Below are 19,695 nucleotides of genomic sequence, written 5' to 3'. Positions count from 1 at the left end.
TCGCGCTGCCACTTTTCATTTTGAGAAAGAGTTAATGACGCTCGAATTCCCACAAAAAAGAAAGTTGCAAAGCAACTTTCTTTTTTGTGGGAATTTAGTTAATTTTCGCCTTTAATGCGATTGATAGCTTCAAACATCTGACTATCAGAGACTATCTGCTGACGTTGGTTAAGCTTAAACTCTTCAACGCGATCGCCCATTGTTTTCTCTGCCGTGGTTCCTATATCTTCTGAGGGCTGCCAATTAAACAAGCGGTCTAAACCTTCTAGGGGTGCAAACGAGACGTTGTTCTCTGTAAACCTTAATAACTGCATACTGCCCCCACCAACCGTAGGCGCATTAGTCTGTCTCATGTCCATGAGAATTTGCTGAGCAGGTGACAAGCCGCTAGGCTGACTAGCACCAATAGTCACTTGAGCGTTAATACTTACTGCATCTAAGGAAAATACAGAACCAGCGATCGCCAATAATCCTAAAACTTTGTATGAAGCCATTTACTTACCCTGAAATTTCACATGGTGTATTTCAACATGAAACATTTCTTTAACCCCATCATTAAATCTAACATTCTTGTTATTTAGACACCGCTAAATGTCAGAAAGTTCACATAAATTAAGCCTAAATATAGCTGTCGCCATTCTTGTTAGGACATAAAACCCAAATAGTGTGAGGCGGCGCGAAGCGCCACCTCACACTATTTGGGTTTTGATCTGTCCTGATACAGGTGGCTATAGCTATAAAAAGGATAAGTTAAAGTTCTTAACATCAAATCCCTCAGAGTCTTAGCAAAAGATGAGTGGCGGCGCTTCGCGCCGTCACTCATCTTTTGCATTGCTATATCAGTCTCAAAACGCCAAAGTCGGATTTGGTTGCTATAGTATCGATAGGCTTCGATTATTTGATAAGTTTGTTAAGCAATCGGGTTAAGCAATCGACAAGTAGATTTTAGTAACGACACCATGCTAGAGACGGTAAGTGAAGCAGAGCAACCACAGGATTTGTCCACAGAACCTATTGAGGACGTAAATGAGTCTGCGATCGCAATTGTTGATCCCTCTGTCGATGAGGAGGAGCTTGATGCAATCGATGATGTTGAGATGTCGCTATTCGATCATCTTGAAGAGTTTCGATCTCGCATTTTCTATGCCTTAATCGCCGTGATTGTGGGGGTGATTGGTTGCTTTGCCTTCGTCAACAAGATTGTGGCTCTATTAGAGATTCCTGCTCAGGGCGTGAAATTTTTACAACTTGCACCTGGGGAATACTTTTTTGTATCGATCAAAGTGGCTGGCTATAGCGGATTATTGGTAGCTAGTCCTGCAATCTTGTACCAAATCGTGCGCTTTATTTTGCCAGGACTAACACGTAAGGAAAAACGCGCGATCGCGCCAATTGTATTTGGCTCTAGCATTTTATTTGTTTTGGGGATTGTGTTTGCTTACGAGTTGCTGATCCCTGCCGCCCTCAATTTCTTTATTAGCTATGGTGGTGATGTAGTTGAGCAGTTTTGGTCAATTGATCGCTATTTTGAATTTGTACTGTTGTTGTTATTTAGTACAGGCTTAGCATTCCAGATTCCTGTAATTCAAGCACTATTAGCAATGACTGGTATTGTCAACTCGGCAAGAATGCTCGCAGGTTGGCGCTATGTTGTCCTTGGGGCTGTGATCCTTGGCGCTGTGCTTACTCCATCGACAGATCCGATGACTCAAAGTTTGCTAGCAGGAGCAGTTGGTATTTTGTACTTTGGTGGCATTTTCTTAGTTAAGGCTATGGGTAAATAAACAGTAAAAGTGCGTCAAAGGCGTACTTTTACCGAAATCGAAAATTTTAAATATGGAAAATCAAAATATTTTGATCTACGACACGACCCTTCGCGATGGCACTCAGCGCGAAGGGTTATCACTGTCTGTGGAAGATAAAGTACGCATCGCCGATCGCCTTGATCGGATGGGAGTTGCCTTTATCGAAGGTGGTTGGGCAGGAGCAAATCCTAAAGACGGCGAATTTTTTCGGCGAATGCAGGAATATCGCCTTAGCAGTGCCGAACTCGTGGTTTTCTGCTCGACTAGACGCGCAGGGATCAAAGCTAAAGACGATCCAATGCTTGTGCCAATTCTGGCGGCGGAGACTAAGTGGATCACTATTTTTGGCAAATCTTGGGATCTGCATGTGATTGAAGGCTTACGCACTACCCTTGAAGAAAATCTGGCGATGATCAGCGATACGATCGCCTATCTCAAAAGTTGCGATCGCCGCGTGAGCTACGATGCCGAGCATTGGTTTGATGGCTATAAAAATAATCCAGACTATGCCATCCAAACCTTAAAAGCTGCCTTTGAAGCTGGAGCAGAATGGTTTGTGCTCTGTGACACTAATGGCGGCACGATGCCCGATGAAGTGGCTAAAATTACGAAAGTTGTGTATGACTCACTGCGTCAATGGGGCAGTGAGTCACCGCAAATTGGCATTCATACCCACAATGATGCTGGCTTAGCTGTTGCCAATGCGATCGCGGGCGTACAGCATGGCGCAACGATGGTACAAGGCACGATTAACGGCTATGGTGAACGCTGCGGCAATGCCAATCTCTGTACTGTGATTCCCAATTTGCAGCTAAAAATGGGCTATGAATGCATCGCTCCTGCCAAGTTATCTCAACTTACCGAAGTCTCGCGCCAAGTCAGCGAAATCGTTAATCTTGCTCCCGATGACCACGCTCCCTTTGTCGGTGCTTCTGCCTTTGCCCATAAGGGTGGCATTCATGTCAGTGCCGTACAGCGCAATCCCCTGACTTACGAACATGTCACTCCCGAAAGTATCGGCAACAATCGTCGTATCGTCATCTCTGAGCAAGCAGGACTCAGCAATGTGATCTCCAAAGTAGAAACCTTTGGTATTTGTCTACGCAAAGAAGATCCTGCCTGTCGGCAAATCTTGCAAAAGACCAAAGAACTCGAACAAATTGGTTATCAGTTTGAGTCAGCCGAGGCAAGTTTTGAATTGTTAGTACGCGAAGCTTTAGGCGATCGCCCCGAATTTTTTACAATCAGTAGTTTTCATGTTTACTGCACCACCGATGCCACTCACATTGATGGAGGCGTGAATTCCCAAGCCACGGTAAAGGTAATGGTCAAAGATGAAGAACATCTCACTGCCGCCGAAGGTAATGGTCCCGTAGCGGCGCTCGATGTCGCCCTTCGTAAAGCCCTGATTAGTTTCTATCCTGAAATCGCGAATTTTTATCTCACCGATTATAAAGTACGGATTCTCAATAGTGATTCTGGAACTCAAGCAACCACTAGAGTCTTAATCGAATTCAGTAATGGCAAAAGGCGCTGGTCAACGGCGGGAGTATCAAACAATATTATCGATGCTTCTTGTAAAGCCCTTGGCGAAGGTATCGAGTATGGGCTTCTCTCCGCAGTGCGTCATACCAAAGTTTAAAAGCAAAGAAGTGCCGAGCGTCGCTCGGCACTTCTTTGCTTTTTTATATCTATAGCAAAACTTGCTTTGCTATAGATATAAAACCAGAAGCTAGTGGCGGCGCTTCGCGCCGCCACTAGCTTCTGGGGTTTGCTAAACCTCAAACAAATGAAGGCGGCGCAAAGCGCCGCCTTCATTTGTTTGGGTTTGGACAATTGCTATAGCCAGTTACCGAGCAATACAAAGGGAGACCAATAAAAGGGATGATCGTATTTTGCATTTTTGAGCAGAGCCTGTTGGGCGAGTCTTAAGGATTCAGCTCTGGTGACATTGGCTGAGGATAAACTTTGATAGAGAGCAATCATAAACTTAGAAGTAGCTTCATCATCAACCGACCAGAGCGAGGCGATCGTACTTCTCGCACCTGCACGCACCGCCATTCCCGCTAAGCCCAGAGCCGCACGCTTATCTCCTACAGCCGTTTGACATGCACTCAAAATCAATAACTCAATTGGTTCTAAATCACTGCGGTTATTAGAACGTAACAACTGATAAAGATTTTCAATGGTTAATTTTCCATCATAAGTAAGCAAATAAGTGTTTTCAGCTTCAGAGCTAAAGTTGCCATGAGTAGCAAGATGAATGATCGGGAAAGTCAGGGAGGTCAGTGTTTGGGTAAGATTTTGCTTCGTAAAACTAGAATTAAGAAAGGTCGAACTCGAAGGAACTTGTTTGTTAATTTCCTGTAATTCGCCTTTGACATTTGGTAATGCTGAATATCCTTGTCTTGCCTCACTCAATCCACCAATTAGGGCGGTAACTTTTTGCTTAGCGATCGGTTTGGGGTCGAGGAGTTGCAAGCTTGGCGTAAGGGCAATGCTGTAATTCTCAACTAAAAACTGCTTCCCATCATGCAGCACGGACATGGGAATATTTCTTAAAGAACCGTCTAAAACAAAAACAATGGTTTTGACATTACTTTGGGCGATCGCACTAGTAGCAGGACGAATCAACCAATCATAAATACTTTGAGCGCTCGAAAGATAATCCTCTGAGGATGGGTCGCGCAGGTTTAGGCGTAAATCGATGACCATATCATCGATTTCTGAGGCTGTGACTTTGCTAGCATAATGACGGAGTGGTTGATTGGGCAGACTGAGAATCACCTCTAATCGATCTTCGAGAATGATTGGATAAACGACCGCCGCAGTTCTATCAATTTGATTAATATCCACTTGGGCAGCATTGAGACAGTCAGAACGAAAGAAATTAACTAGTTCGGCAATTTGCAATGATTCGATCGCTGCTTGCGCTGTGATTAAGTTTTTTTGTTTATCACCTGTATCGTCTTGCAGTAATAAACTCACGAGTTGCCGATAAACAGGCTCAACGGTTTCTCGAAATGAGAATTGGACATTAGGATTCACAAATACGAGGTCGCTGCGTAATTGGCGTAACCCATTGACGGCTTCGGTATAGGCAAGGATCGCGCCCTTGATATCGCCCTTAGCTTTGAGCAGTCTACCTAATTGCCACTGCCAACGATAGGCGATGTCAGTGGCATTGATACTTTGAGCGATCGCTAAAGCTTGTTGAGTGAGTTTTTGAGATTCTTCGATTTGTTTGCTTTGTTCGTAAGCATTACCAAGACTACCGATCGCATAGGCAAGCGTGCGGCTATCGTTGATGGATTGAGCCTGTTGGACTGAAACTGCTAATGTTTGGGCGGCTTCAGCCAGTAGAGAATCGGCTACCGTTTGAGGAACTAACTTCGTGAGTCTCAGTAAGCTCTCACCATAATTGATTCTTACAAAGATAGCCTCGCGACTTGTTTCTAGATCTGATAATAGGGGCGCAATTTGCGATCGCATTTCTACCGCTTCTGACACATCATTAGAATCAATTAACAAACTAAACAGATTCAATTGGGCTTGTAAACTTGTAAGCGATCGCCCTGCTGTTTGAGCAGACTGTTTATAAAATTCTGCGGCTTTTTTAGAAACACCTTCCAGTCGGGCGAGATTTCCCTGTCTTAGCAGCACAATGCTCTTTTGCTCATTGTTATTAATGCGTTCAAGAATTCCCCAACTCTTGTCTAAAGGTGGATGCGCCTGTTTGAGATCGCCAACTGTGGTCAACATATCACCGTAGTTATGAAGGACAGTTGCCGTCAGTAGATCATCAGAAATTTTTGGCAATAATGCTTGAATTGATTCTAAAGTTTGCAGCGATCGCCGAAAAAAACCTTGAGTTTTCAGAGCTTGAGCTTGATTAAGCACATTACGAATCTGATGATCCAGATCGCCAAGTCGAGAATGCAAAATCGCGGCTTCTTGCCAAGCCGTGATCGCCTCTTCATCTTTGCCTAGGTTTAAATATAGATTTCCCTGAGTATCTAGAGCCTGTGCGATCGCTCTTTGACTTGCGGGATTAACTTCTAGCGATCGGGCTATTTGCAAACTTTGGGCGATCGTGCGATCGGCTTCTTGCCATTGTCCTAGTTTTTGATGAGCTAGGGATAAATTACTGAACGTTATTGCTAAATCTAAGGAATTATTTTGCTGTTGATAGAGTTTTACGGCTTGTTCCCAAGCTTGAATGGCTTCTTGCCATTGTCCTAATTGATAAAACGACTTGCCACGATTAAATAATGTATTTGGCTGTTCTGAATTTACTTGAACTATTTGAGAACTATGCGGCGAAGTAATGGCAACTGCCAACATGGGTTGAATAAGTACAGTCAGAAAAAATAATAGAAGGAACAAACCTAAATTTTTGATAAAAGCAACGCGAAGCGCTACTTTTATCAAAAATTTAATGATTCGGGATTTTGCAACCCTTGGTAATAATCGCTTCATATCTGTATTGTCTCGAATGGTTAACGGCATTGTAATTGTCTAGCCCAAGTCGGCGCAGCTATAGCTTTAGGGACTTCTGCTACCAGAGAAACTTCACCATAGGGATTGATTGTCCATCCTTGCGCCTCAACTATGCGATCGGGTAGATCATGAGTTTGATTTGAATGGAGTTGTCTAGCCCAAGATGAAGTTGGTACAGTTTGTAAAGACTCCGTCACTGCAACTTCACCATAAGGATTAATTGTCCTTTTGCTCGTTTCAGCTATGCGCTCTGGATTAGTCGGCGCACCCAGATTTTCTTGTAAATTATTACCACTGATTACATCAGCAGGACTAGCAGGAATGCCACCTCGACCTGTGATCACAAACGCGCTATCTTGGCGATCGGCTAAGCATTTTTGAGAGACAAGTTTGCTGGCATCGCCAATATCTACAGGTAAATTCGTTAATCCTTTACTAGGATCAACCCCAGGGGTATTAATATTTACCGTTCCATTAACACCAAAATCAGAACTAGCGGTAATGTCGCTCAAAGGAGTCAATCGTGGACGGAACTGCATTCCAAAAATTGCTTGGGTAGTAATTCGGATGTTGCCACCTTTCCCTTTAAAAGCGTTGGCGGTAATGTCACTGTTATCTTTAGCAAATGCCAAGATAAAGTTTGCACTCAAATCAATGTTGCCGCCATTGCCATCATTGCCAGCCGTGGCACTAATGAGACTGCCATTTCGTAACCATAGTAAGTCTCGCACTTGCAAAACAATGTTGCCGCCTTCACCGCTTGCTGTCTCGGCAATAATCTGTGAACCTGTATCAAGGGATAGTAGTCCTGCAATTAATTGAATGTTACCACCATTGCCTTTGCCAAGACTGCTCACAGAAATTTTTGCACCATTCGTCAAAGTTACAAGTTCAGGATCAATAAAAATTGTGCCACTTCTACCTGTGGATACAGATGTAGTTCCTGCAAAAATACCACTATCAGTTCCATCTATTTTTAATAGATCAGTAAGGAATAGTGAGATATTACCTGCTGCACCACTGCTAGAGGTAGTAGTACGCAACTGTGAACCACCAGCAATTTCTAAGCTATTGGAAGTAACAGTAATATTTCCACCCCTATTTGCACTAGCCGTAGAAGCACTCAAATCTGATTGATTTTCAAGGCGCAAAGTATTTGCAAAAACATCTAAATTACCGCCATCCCCTTGACCAGTTGCGTTAACATTACTGCGAATTGACCCATTATTTAAAGATATTGCATCGCTAGCTCGAATTACAATTTTTCCAGCGTTGCCTATTCCTTCTGTTGTTGCGCTAATAACCGCACTATTTAATATCTCAAGGTTACGAGTCCTAACATCTAAACTACCTGCATTACCCATAGCATTACTCTCTACCGACGTAAAAATACCACTGGTTACATTCTGTTGAAAGACGATACCTTTTCCATCTAGTTTAATTGTGTCAGAACTGATGCGAATTTGACCACCATCGCCTTTACCAAAGACTCCCGCTGCAATTTGAGCACCATTTAGAATTTGCAAAGAATTTGTTGTAATTGAGAGGTCGCCACCATTGCCTTTAGCATTAGGATTTACACTCACTGAGACTAAACTTCCATCTAATATAATTGTATTGCTAATAGGGCTAGTAGACAGACTAGGTGCGATGTTGATATTGCCAGCATTACCGACACCATCAGTAAATGCTTCTAAAGTAGAACTATTACTCAAAGATAGTGACTGCGTGAATAAGTTGAGATTACCTGCATTCCCTAGTCCAAAAGTCTTTACACTAATTTTAGAACCATTTCCAAGAGAAATTGATGGTGAATTGATACTTAGATTACCTCCATTCCCCTGTCCTGTCCTGTTAATGAAGTTATCAAGACTGCTATCATTAATAACAACTGATTCTGTGGCTAGAATATCAATATTACCTGTATTTCCCTTACCGTTGTTTGCCGCAGAAATAAATGCACCATCTGTAAGCGTCAGAAGGCGAGTTTTTAGATCAATATCACCTGCATTGCCGATCGCGGTACTTCTCTCAACGGTAGTGGCGATCGCACTACCAAAAAGATTTTTGCCGCTAAGAGAGATGGCATCAGCTTGAATCGTTATTTTGCCACCATCACCGATACCGAATACTCCAGCTCCTACCTGAGCGCCATTGAGTAGCTGCAATGTCCTTGCAGAAATAAATAAATCCCCTCCCTTACCGACTCCACTAAGATTAATAGATGAAGAAGCCGTACTGCGATCAAAAATGACATCGCCAGTCGCAATGATTCTCAACTCGCCAGCATTCCCATTGCCTGAATTAAGCGTACTAATCTGTCCTTCATTTGTTACGTTTAGCGTACCTACATTTAAAGTTAGTTTGCCGCCATTAGCATTGGCTGTAGGTCTAACTTGGTTATTGATCGCACTGCCAACTCCATTAATACTAACTGTGTTTGCAATAATATCAACATCTCCCGATTTTCCTAACCCTTCTGTTACAGAGTTAATTTGAGCACCACTCTGGAGATTTAGCTCTCCTGCATTAACTTTGACAATCCCACCGTTACCTGTCGCACCTTGAGAAACGCTACTTACCACTTGAGTTGGGAAGTTATTATTAATTACACCGTCAAACGTCGCATTTCCACTGATATTCAGTGTAATGTTGCCAGCGTTGGCTGTACCTGAAGTACTCGTCTTTACTAGAGAAGGGTTTACAGAAGAATTTGTCAGAAATAATGATGCGGCTGTAATGTTAATATCACCACTATTACCAGACGTTCCTGAAGATCCTAAACTTTCACTAAGTATAGATAATCCTTTCCCAAATATCAATCCACCAGCTTTAATGTCAATTTTCCCACTCTTTAACAAGCTACTAGCACCTATTAGAAAATTGTCTCCAAATTGAATATTATTATTTGCTAGTAAAGTAACATTCCCTCCATTAGCATTGGAGTTTACTAGAATACCTCCTGCTACATTAATCGATTCTTGTGAGTCAATAAAGACATTCCCTCCATTGCTAATTCCGCTAGCAGCATAGATCCCCCCTGATGGAACACCCAAAAGACCAGGGATTTGACCAAAAAGCCCTGTTCCTGTAATGGTAATATTTTCACTTGCGAGGGAAGTATTTGGCTTGTAATTATTTGTAAGTAATACAATCCCATTTGGCACAAAAAATGCAATATCTCCAACTGTTATTCCTGTACCTGTCGATGCTAGATTTGTACTTGGAGGAGGTACTAAAAAACTACCAAAAGGATCGGTAAATGTTCCAGTCCCTGTTATTCCAGTTATACCAATATCAGATGGATTCATCCCCGCCCGAATGTCCAGAGTAGGTCGCGTACTGCCATTAATAGTTAGTGTTTCACCATTGGATAGAGTTACATTTGCTAGAGTTGGCGTATTAGTTGGATTAATTGTATTGCCTATTGTATCTGCTCCAAAAATGATGACAGTGCCAATATTGACTCTACCACCAGCAAGGATATGGAGCGAACTGCCCTGATAAAGTCCAAATGTTACATCACCAGCAGAACGAATGATGGGATCATTAGGACTTTCGAGATTGCCTAAAGAGCCGTCTAGTTGCTCGATTTTAAAATTTCCGCCTGCATAATAATGAACATCGCCGATTACAGAATTAGGCGATCGCAACAACATATTCCCACCCGAAAACAAACCGCTCTGTCTATTATTCAGCGCAAAAATATCAACCGATTGATTTCCCTGCACTAGTAAATCTCTACCCGCCGCCGCCACAAATGGACTAATAGAAGTATCTCGAATCTGAATCCGATCTTGTGCCTTCAGCGTGAGATCTCTCCCCGCTTGTAGCTGTCCTTGCAAATCTAATTTGTCAGCATTTAAGATTAAGTCTTGACCTGTTACCAAGTTTGCTTGATTGGTAATTGTGGCTCCTGTATTGCTCACACCATACTGTAAACCTAGTGGCACATTTACAGTCAGTACTGGCGGCGATTGAGGATTAGTAGCACTAAACTCGCTACCATCGGGAAACTTCAAACTTGTTGCAGTGCTAGCACTAAACGAACCACCAATTTCTAACTTGGCATTCTTCCCAAATAAAAAGCCATTGGGATTAATCAAGTATAGATTTGCAGCACCATTAGCTTTAATTAAACCATCAATATCAGAAATATTAGACCCAGTAATCCGCCCAATCACATTTGTCGTTTGAGCAGAGTTATTGAAATGTGCAGTGTTACTAGTAGGTACTGAAAAATTTTGAAAACTGTGGAACTGATTTGCCCCAGACTGTGTGCCACCTGTGATCGTATAGGTTTTATCTACACTATTAAAATCAACTGAAGTATTGACTGGGAGCGTATTGTCTGGCGCGATCGCATTTTGAGCAAAACTCGATTGGGAGAAAAAACTAAAACTTATCATCGAAAAAGCTGAAGCGATCATTATGACTTTCAGCTTGTTTTTGCTCACTGTTTCTCTCATAACAATACGATTGTTTTAATCTTAATTTTGCAGAGTATAGCACTAGTAAATAATTAATGAAGCCGCAAAATTACTAATATTGATTAACGGCATTGTATTTGTCTAACCCAACTTGGCGAAGGTATTGCTTTAGGTATTTCTGCTACCAGAGAAACTTCACCATAGGGATTAATAGTCCATCCTTGCGCCTCAATTATGCGATCGGTATTAACCTGTTGCTTTGGGGATTGGCTCATTAATTTGCTGGACGGACTCGCTAATTGATTGCTCAATTGATCGCTAGGAGTACCCAGATTTTCTTGTAAATTATTACCACTGATTACATCAGCAGGACTAGCAGGAATGCCACCGCGACCTGTGATCACAAACGCACTATCTTGGCGATCGGCTAAGCATTTTTGAGAGACAAGTTTACTCGCATCACCAATATCTACAGGTAAATTCGTTAATCCTTTACTAGGATCAACCCCAGGAGTATTAATATTTACCGTTCCATTAACACCAAATTGAGAACTAGCGGCAATGTCGCTCAAAGTAGTGAGAACAGGGCGGAATTCTAGTCCAAAGATCCCGTTAGTCGTAAGATTAATATTGCCGCCGTTACCTGTAAATGCATTGGCGAAGATGTCACTATTTTCCTTGGGTAAAGCAACGATAAAACCTGCGGTGATATTGACATTCCCACCGTTACCACCTGCAAGAGCTGTGCCTGCGGTGGTGCTAATCTGGCTACCATAACGCAACAGCAAGATAGAGGGAATACTAAGGGTAATATTACCTCCATTAGCACTAGCTGTTTCGGCAGTGATAGAGGAATCATTTAACAGGGTGAGAAAGTTAGATATGAGGGTGATATTGCCACCAATACCTGCACCGAGGCTGCCAACGGCTATTTGCGCTCCATCCCGAAGAGTAACAGATACAGGGTCGATAAAGATATCGCCACCCCGACCTGTGGAATTGGCTAAAGTATTCGCAAACAAGCCTGTTTTCGAGCCTGAGAGATTAAATTGATTCACCACCCTCACATCGATTGTGCCTGAGTCTCCAATACTCGATGTCGCAGTTTGGATCTGTGCGCTATTGGAGATGGTAAAGTCATCGGCTCTTACAAAGATATCGCCTGCTTTGCCTCTTCCCGATGTGGAAGCAGATACTAAAACTCCATCGCTGAGAGTAAGCTGTTTGGTCGTAAATGTGATGTTTCCTGCTTTGCCTGCATTGTCCATCAGCCCTGTTGTCTCGACCGCAAGTTTTCCTTGTCCTGCGATCGCAATTGATTGGGGAGCCGTGACAAACAAGTCACCACCATTGCCAATGCTAGAAGTGGAAGCTGAGATTTGAGAATTAGGTGCTAAGGCAATGTTGAGATAGCCAAGATTGTTATAGGGATTGAGTCTTAAAGTTCCTGCGGGGGATATGCCTTGGGTTTCAGCAAATACGCCGACTGTGCCGAAAAGATTCATTTGGGAGGCATTGAGAGTAATACTACCGCCGCCATTGGGATTGGTGGCGGTGGCGCTAGCAGTAGCAGTAATCCTTGCCCTGTCGGTGAGGGTGAGGGTTGGGGTATTAATGACGATGCTACCTGCTTTGCCTGCGTTATTGGTTTGGACTGATAGAATTGGAAATGCATCGAGTAATCGCGTTAAGTCAACAGATGAAGGAGCATTGATCGTAATATTGCCGCCTGTTCCTGTGCCATTAGTTTCAGCTAATAATTTGGAATTGTCGTTAATTTTGACTATAGGAGCATTAATAGATATGTCTCCTGCTTTACCTTGAGCATTGGTTGTGGCAATGACATTACTATTGTTTTGGAAGGTTATCATCGTCGGGCTGGAGATGATGATGTTACCCGCAGGATCTTTACTTTGAGTGACGGTGTTGATCTTAGTTTGGTCAAAGGTGAGACTGCCTACTGAATTAGCGATCGCTACATCTCCCGATATGCCACTTTCCCCAACTTCAAAAGTGATTGGACCAGTAAAGGGAGCATCAAAACTTACATTTTGACTTGTGCTAATCTGCAAATTAGTGATAGCGAGATCTCCAGTTCCATCAATTTTTACTGCGCCAGCTTGTCCCGTAGAAGATTGAGTCAAGATTTCAAAATTACTGATTTGATCTTTAGCAACTAGTTTAATGTCACCGCCAGAACCACTTTCTCCCAGTTTTGATATTGCGGTGGCTAGCAAGTATCGCCTTGCGCCAGTTGTAGTGATACTGCCATTGGACGCAAACAAGAAAATCTCTCCCGCATTTCCCACATTGCCATTAGTCGAATTGGTGAATGAATATGATGCTGATCTAATGAGAGAGATATTACCATTAGAAGTGAAGAAAGAAACTGCTCCGCCATTTCCTGCATTACCAACATTTGTAATCGAGTACGCAAAAGATGCCGAGTTGGTGAGCGAGATATTACCGTTAGGGGTATAAAAAGAAATCGCTCCCCCGATTCCTGCATTGCCAAAAGAAGATTGTGAGTATGCGGAAGAAAATGAGTTGTTGAGCGAAATATTACCGTTAGAGGTAGAGTATGATATTTCCCCTGCATTGCCTGCATTGCCAGAGTTCGAGCTTGAGTATGATGACGGACTTGAGCTTTCTAGTGAAATATTGCCATTGGAAGTAAAGAAAGAAATCGCACCGCCATTGCCTGCATTACCAGAGTCAGATTGCGAGTATGAGTATAAGGGTGATACATCTAGTGATATATTGCCATTGGCGTTAGAAAATGAAATCATACCGCCATTTCCTGAGTCACTAGTATTAGATTGCGAATTTGAGGAAAAAACCGATCTGGTGAATGAGATATTGCCGTTGGTATTAGAGAAAGAAATTGCTCCTCCATTCCCAGAGATAGATAAAGTCGAACTAATAAGCGAACCTGTTATATCACCGTTGTTGTTAGAGATGGAAATAGCACCTCCGTCTCCCCCATTTATAGAGGTAGAATTAGAGCGTAAAACTAATCCAGAAAGAAGGATATTACCATTAGAGTTGGTGAAAGAAATTGCACCTCCATCTTTACCATCAACGATCGCACTAGATCCAGTTAGGTAGATATTGCCGTTGGAGTTAAAAAAAGAAATTGCGCCTCCATTTCCCACATCGCCTGACCTAGACTGCGAGTTCGCAACCGATGTTGAATTATCAAGGGTAATATTGCCGTTAGAGGTAGAAAAAGAAATTGCGCCTCCATTTCCCGCATTGCCAGAGCCGAACTCGGCAAGTGATTGAGTAAGGGTAAGTGAATTAATTAGCGAGATATTACCATTAGAAGTAGAGAAGGTGACAGCCCCTCCATTCCCAGCATTGCCTGTGCCTGTTCTTGCTGTTGAATACGAAGAAGGGTTGGAGTTATTAAGCGATATATTACCGTTAGCAGATGATAAGGAGATCGATCCTCCGCTCCCAGCATTGTCAAAGATTGATTGGGAGTAAGATCTTAAATCAGAGTCAGTAAGGGAGATATTACCATTAGCAGAAGATAAGGAGATCGCGCCTCCCTCTCTAGAACTGTTGCCAAAGACTGAGGAGGAGAATGAAGATAAGAATGAGTTAGTTAACTCAATGCCACCATTTAATGCAGAAAGAGAAATCGCCCCTCCATTTCCTGTGTTAGCGTAGACCGATACATATGTATCTAGGTTCGAGTTAGTGAGTGAGATATTCCCATTACTAGTAGAGAAAGAAATTGCTCCACCATTTCCAGCATTTTCAAAAACCGATACGTACGATCGCAAAGCAGCATTGGAGATCGCAATATCCCCCCGTCCATCAATAGTAATATCACCACCATTTACTCCAGACAAATTAGTACTGGTATCGATACCTCTAGCTGAGATTGTCCCTGTTAAGGCATTAGGGAGAAACTGATTAGTCAACAACACCAATCCATTGGGCTGCGACACCCGAATATTGCCATTTATCGTAATATTTGCATTACTAGGAGTCGCCGCATAAGTTGGGGCTGTATTTGGTAGCGCAAAAGTTCCAAGAACCTGATTAGTTGATAAACCTCCCAACTGTGACCAATCTACACCTGCTCTTACATCCAAAGTCGCCTGCTGACTGCCATCAATCGTTATAGAAGGCGCACCTAATGCACCTCCATAAGTCGCAAGATCTGCATAAGTATTCGTAGCATTAAATAGAGTTGTATTATTCGGGTTGATTGTAGTCGCAACAGTCCCAGTACTATCAATCGTGACATTACCAAGCGTAACGCTTCCACCCGATAAAATATGCAATGATGCACCTGTATAGTCACCTAAGGACACATCACCATTCGCCAAAATAACTGGATCATTAGGACTAATTAAATTCCCTAAACTTCCATTTAGCTTCTCAATCTTTAAGTTCTTACCTGCATAAAAATGAGCATCGCCAATAACAGGATTTTGCGATCGCAACAACATATTCCCACCCGACCAAAATCCACTATTGCGATGGTTGAAAGTAAAAATGTCAACTAATTGATTACCCTGAATTAGTAAATCACGCCCAGCTACAGCAAAAAATGGACTAGTAGAAGTATCACGAATCTTCACCAAGTCCTGAGCTTGCAGCGTTAAGTCTCTTCCTGCTTGCAAAGCCCCCTGCAAATCCAACCTATCCGCATTCAAAACCAAATCTTGACCCGCCACAAGATTACCACTATTACTAATTGTTGCCCCCGCATTGCTATTCCCATACTGCAAGCCCAGAGGCACATTTACATTTAACAAAGGCGGCGCTTGGGGATTAGTGGCGCTAAACTCACTACCGTCAAAAAACTTAACACTATTAGCCGTACTCGCGCTAAACGAACCCGCAATATCTAACTTGGCATTTGCCCCAAAAGTAATACCGTTAGGATTAACTAAATATAAATTTGTTGTTCCATTAGTTCTCAATATCCCATCAATATTCGAGATATTAGAGCCTGTCACTCGCCCGATTACATTAGTAGTTGTCAGTGCATTATCAAAATGTGCAGTATTGCTAGTCGGCACTGAAAAATCTTGAAAGCTATGAAACTGATTTCCCCCAACCTGTGTACCACCTGTAATCGTGTAGGTTTGATTGGCACTGTTGAAATTAACTGATGTGTTGCCTGGAAGAGTATTGTCAGGCGCGATCGCATTCTGAGCAGAACTTGCATGGGAGAAAAGACTAAAGCTAATTATTGAAATTACTGATGCGATCGCTGCCTTTTTAAAGTTATGTTCTCTCATATACTTCATATTTTGAGATACTATCTCATGCTGATATGTTTAGAATACAGCACTTTATTTAACTGCTTACAGGAAGTTACTATATCTTAAAACCCTGTAAAATTGAGATTGAAGTAAAGCCCATTTTCTTGGGCTGTGTTACGACTATTTGGCACTGAAATTAAAGGAATACCATAATCGAGCCGAAGATCTAAAGTATTGCCAACTCGCCAACGCAAGCCCAAACCAGTACCTAACAATGTATTGGAACTAGAGTTTGCTTCTCCTGAACTTGTCCATACGGCGGCGGCATCAACAAATGGCACAAGCTGCAATAGTCCTTCCCATTCAGGAACACGCAAGATCGGTAATCGCAACTCTGCGGATAGATTCAATCCATTATCTCCTAGCAACACATCTTGACGATAGCCGCGCAGAGTGTCTTGTCCTCCAAACCCAATTTGCTCAGAAGGTAGCAGGGCGCGATCGCCTAATTGCAAATCCCCACGGAGTAATAAAAAAGTATCAGGTGCAAGTAAATTTACATATTGCGACTGTCCACGCCATGAAACAAATCGACTATCAGGGAATCTAGTATTTACATTGGAACCGAATACACCACCTAGTCCAACGTTAAACTGCGATCGCAAAGAGATGACTGACTGACTAGAGCGCTGTGTAAATTCTTGAAAAGCCCGTAAAACTGTAGTTTTAGTTACGCCATTATCATCTGCTCCTGCGGACAAAGGAAATGGAATCTTTAACAAACTAGTTAAACTTTCACGATAGGAAGCCGTGAAACCTAGTGCTATTTCTTGACTAGGGGTTTGCTCAATGGGCTGGCGAAAAGTAAAGTCGTAGGATGTGGAATTCGCGTAGATATCCAATATATTAAAAGGCTTTTCCAAAACGTTGCTATTGCCATTATTAAACGCAAATGCGATCGTGCCATTATAAGGATTAATCGGTAATGTATAGCTGAGATCATAGGAATTACTTCCATCGGTATTGCTATAGGCAACATTTAGCGTATCGCCCAATCCTGTTAAATTTGCTTCACTAATTTGGACTTTACGACGCAATGAACCAACACTAGGAGCGCGGTTGTTATCCAGAGATAGTTGCGCTTCTAAAGATTTTGCTTCTTTAATCCGCACTTCCAGAATGTTCTGCCCAGCTCTCGTACCTGCTGATAGCTCTGCCGATATACTGGCAATCAGGGGATTGATTTGGAGAACTTGAAGGGCTTGAATCAAGCGATCGCGATTCAATGGAGCGCCTGTCGCAATGTTCATCCGCGATCGCACATAGTCTGGACTTAACCGTTCAACCCCAGTTACTTTTATATCTTCCAGCCCTCCTTCAATTACCTGAATCTGCACTACTCCATTCTGTAAGTTTTGGGTAGGGATAAAGGCTCCTGATGTTATATATCCTCGGCTTGTATATAAATCTGTAATCTGCGATCGCGCTTTCAGCAGTTCTGAAAAAGTGATTGGTCGCTTAGTAAAAGAGTTCAGAATCTGATCAAGTTCTGCTTTCGTAAATACGGTGCTTCCTAACACCTCAAATTGATTGACCGTAATCGTTCCAGTTACGGGTACTTCTTTTTGAGGAGCGACAGGCTCACGAGAAGGGTTTAACAATTCGTCAGGTGAGGGGAGAGGTGCTGGTGTCTGGTCTGGTAATTGTGGCGAAGGCGATCGCAGGGTGGGCGTAATAATTTGTGGTGTTAAGGAGTTAGCTCGATTTGTTTGCGCCGATATTGGCAGCGTAAACGCTACAAAGCTAGTTAAGCCTAATCCTGTGTAACCTAACCCTGTACAAATTGCTGATCTAAAAATCGTTAATTTTTTTTTCTGCAAGCCCAACCATCCATGAAGCTCCAACATAACAACAAGCACCTACATAACTGCAATAGTGGATTGGTTAGTCAGCAATTTACTAGGACTTAGTCATTTGAGCAAGTATTTGAGTAAACAAGGGGCTTAAAGCCCCTTGTTTACTCAAATACTTGACACACCATGCAAATTTTCACCCCCCTCTAACTCCCCCTTTCAAGGGGGAAAGCCTAAGTTCTCCCCCTTGAAAGGGGGAGTTAGAGGGGGTTCTAGAATTTGGTGCATCAAGTATATCAACGTCTTGTTAAAACCCAAGAAACCCTTAAAAGTTTTGCTTTGCAAAACTTTTAAGGGTTTCTTGGGTCGGATTTAAGCGCAAAGCGCTTAATTAATTTGGCGGGTCATCAAATTAGCAAGATTAGCTAAAGCCTTGAAACCGCGTTTCATTTTTTGCTTACGTTGAATCTTGCGAAGAATATTGACCACAGCCTCTAGGTCATGGGCATCGTCTGGAGGTTTTTTGGCGCGGATCTGCTTGAAGGGCAAAATAATTCCAAAATGAACAGCCGCATTGCAAAAAGCATTGAGCATAGCTCGTTCAGGCGCATGAATCCCAATCGTTGAAGATCCCACCTGAATTAAACAGCCTTTATCACTACCTGTCGCCTCACGGGTGATTTCACCTACGGTGAGTAAACAGCGCATTGTAATGTAGTCCGATACTGCCACAGGCGAAGAAAAACTAACCTGCCAATTATCTTTGCGTGCATCTAGTCGTGAGCAAAGCATTTGCCAAACCGCAAAGAACTCAGATGAAGCGTTTTTGCCGACAATATTCTCAGATATACCAAAGGAACGAGCCTTAGAAGCTGACAAAGATAGGATCGGTGCGGAGGAATCAGGAAAGCGAGCCATAGACAAAACCAAAAACTCTTTGATTAATGTACGTTAATCAAAGCTAAATGTCATCTCTTATTTACAGCCAAAATCTTGCTTTAAATTGCTTAATCAATATTTTTAATGCTTTTTTCTAGCTCTGTATCTCTATAGCTTAGATTCTTACTACAAAGCATGAATTACATTAGTAACTACTCCCCAAATATGTAATTCCACATTTTCGTCAATTTCAATGGGCTGAAAACTAGGATTTTCGGGCATCAACCATAATTTATTGCGATGCTTACGCAAGCGCTTTACAGTTAACTCTCCATTGACGACAGCAATGACAACTTTGCCGCTAATCGGCTCAAGGGCGCGATCGACTACCAGTAAGTCACGCGGATGAATACCTGCATCTTGCATCGAATCCCCAACTACGCGCACTAAAAACGTAGATTCGGGATGTTTAACAAGATGGTGATTGAGATCAATTTTGCCTTCGATATAATCCTCTGTAGGAGCAGGAAATCCTGCAGCAACGGGATTGAGATAAAGAGGCACGCGGCATTTAATATTATTGTTGTCCGTCTTAAAGATAGATGAGACAATAGTTGATGGTTCCACCTGCTGAGGATCTCTAGCAAGAGCTTCTAAAATTTCATCAGCAAGGCTGACGGGTAAACGAACGGCTTTAGTTGTTTCGTTATATTTGCCAGTACCCACAGGACGACCTGCTCCCTGACGTTTACCACCTCGCGGCATAGTATTTCTCCCAAATTTATTAGCATTTGTCACTGCGATCGCTACAGTTTCATGAATATTGTACGCTAATCATATAATTTAACTATCTAAAAATGATAGATATTACATCTGTCGCCAATCTTCAAACCCAAGAAGCGAGTGGTGGCGCTTCGCGCCGCCACTCGCTTCTTGGGTGTTGATTTCCTAATACAAAGGGCGACAGCTATAAGTGCTTTTCTAAAATATAGCTGTCGCC

9 protein-coding genes are annotated in these 19,695 nt (G+C 42.5%); 2 read left to right on the top strand and 7 right to left on the bottom strand.

The window, feature by feature from the left end; genetic code table 11:
• Nucleotides 1-98 precede the first annotated feature (98 nt).
• On the bottom strand, nucleotides 99-494 hold the full coding sequence (locus H6G05_RS16835; RefSeq protein ID WP_190579571.1) for a hypothetical protein: 396 nt from the start codon (nucleotides 492-494) through the stop codon (nucleotides 99-101).
• 465 nt (nucleotides 495-959) lie between these two features.
• Between H6G05_RS16835 and tatC the strand changes: the two genes are divergently transcribed.
• Together tatC and cimA are read left to right on the top strand one after the other, a co-directional pair.
• Entirely contained in the window at nucleotides 960-1,784 is an 825-nt protein-coding gene (tatC, locus tag H6G05_RS16830) for a twin-arginine translocase subunit TatC (RefSeq protein ID WP_190579569.1), read from the top strand.
• Nucleotides 1,785-1,836: 52 nt separating this feature from the next.
• Nucleotides 1,837-3,447: a citramalate synthase gene (gene cimA, locus H6G05_RS16825; protein WP_190579567.1), complete on the top strand. Its 1,611-nt coding sequence runs from the start codon at nucleotides 1,837-1,839 to the stop codon at nucleotides 3,445-3,447.
• A 197-nt stretch (nucleotides 3,448-3,644) separates the two neighbouring features.
• Here the strand turns inward: cimA and H6G05_RS16820 are convergent, their stop codons facing one another.
• The 6 genes from H6G05_RS16820 to H6G05_RS16795 form a co-directional block, all read right to left on the bottom strand.
• Nucleotides 3,645-6,149: a CHAT domain-containing protein gene (locus H6G05_RS16820; protein ID WP_190579565.1), complete on the bottom strand. Its 2,505-nt coding sequence runs from the start codon at nucleotides 6,147-6,149 to the stop codon at nucleotides 3,645-3,647.
• Between the two features lie 155 nt (nucleotides 6,150-6,304).
• Nucleotides 6,305-10,714: a two-partner secretion domain-containing protein gene (locus H6G05_RS16815; protein WP_190579564.1), complete on the bottom strand. Its 4,410-nt coding sequence runs from the start codon at nucleotides 10,712-10,714 to the stop codon at nucleotides 6,305-6,307.
• 143 nt (nucleotides 10,715-10,857) lie between these two features.
• Entirely contained in the window at nucleotides 10,858-15,999 is a 5,142-nt protein-coding gene (locus tag H6G05_RS16810) for a beta strand repeat-containing protein (protein ID WP_190579562.1), read from the bottom strand.
• Between the two features lie 86 nt (nucleotides 16,000-16,085).
• Nucleotides 16,086-17,870, bottom strand: coding sequence for a ShlB/FhaC/HecB family hemolysin secretion/activation protein (locus H6G05_RS16805; protein ID WP_190579560.1), 1,785 nt, complete (start codon nucleotides 17,868-17,870; stop codon nucleotides 16,086-16,088).
• 333 nt (nucleotides 17,871-18,203) lie between these two features.
• On the bottom strand, nucleotides 18,204-18,734 hold the full coding sequence (locus H6G05_RS16800) for a hypothetical protein (protein ID WP_190579558.1): 531 nt from the start codon (nucleotides 18,732-18,734) through the stop codon (nucleotides 18,204-18,206).
• 147 nt (nucleotides 18,735-18,881) lie between these two features.
• On the bottom strand, nucleotides 18,882-19,493 hold the full coding sequence (locus H6G05_RS16795) for a LexA family protein (RefSeq protein WP_322096383.1): 612 nt from the start codon (nucleotides 19,491-19,493) through the stop codon (nucleotides 18,882-18,884).
• Nucleotides 19,494-19,695 lie beyond the last annotated feature (202 nt).

The organism is Phormidium tenue FACHB-1050 (assembly GCF_014696925.1).
In the GTDB taxonomy this organism is placed as follows: Bacteria; Cyanobacteriota; Cyanobacteriia; order Pseudanabaenales; family Pseudanabaenaceae; genus Pseudanabaena.
The sequence above is the reverse complement of the archived record's forward strand: the minus strand, read 5'-3'. Positions and strand labels throughout refer to the sequence as shown.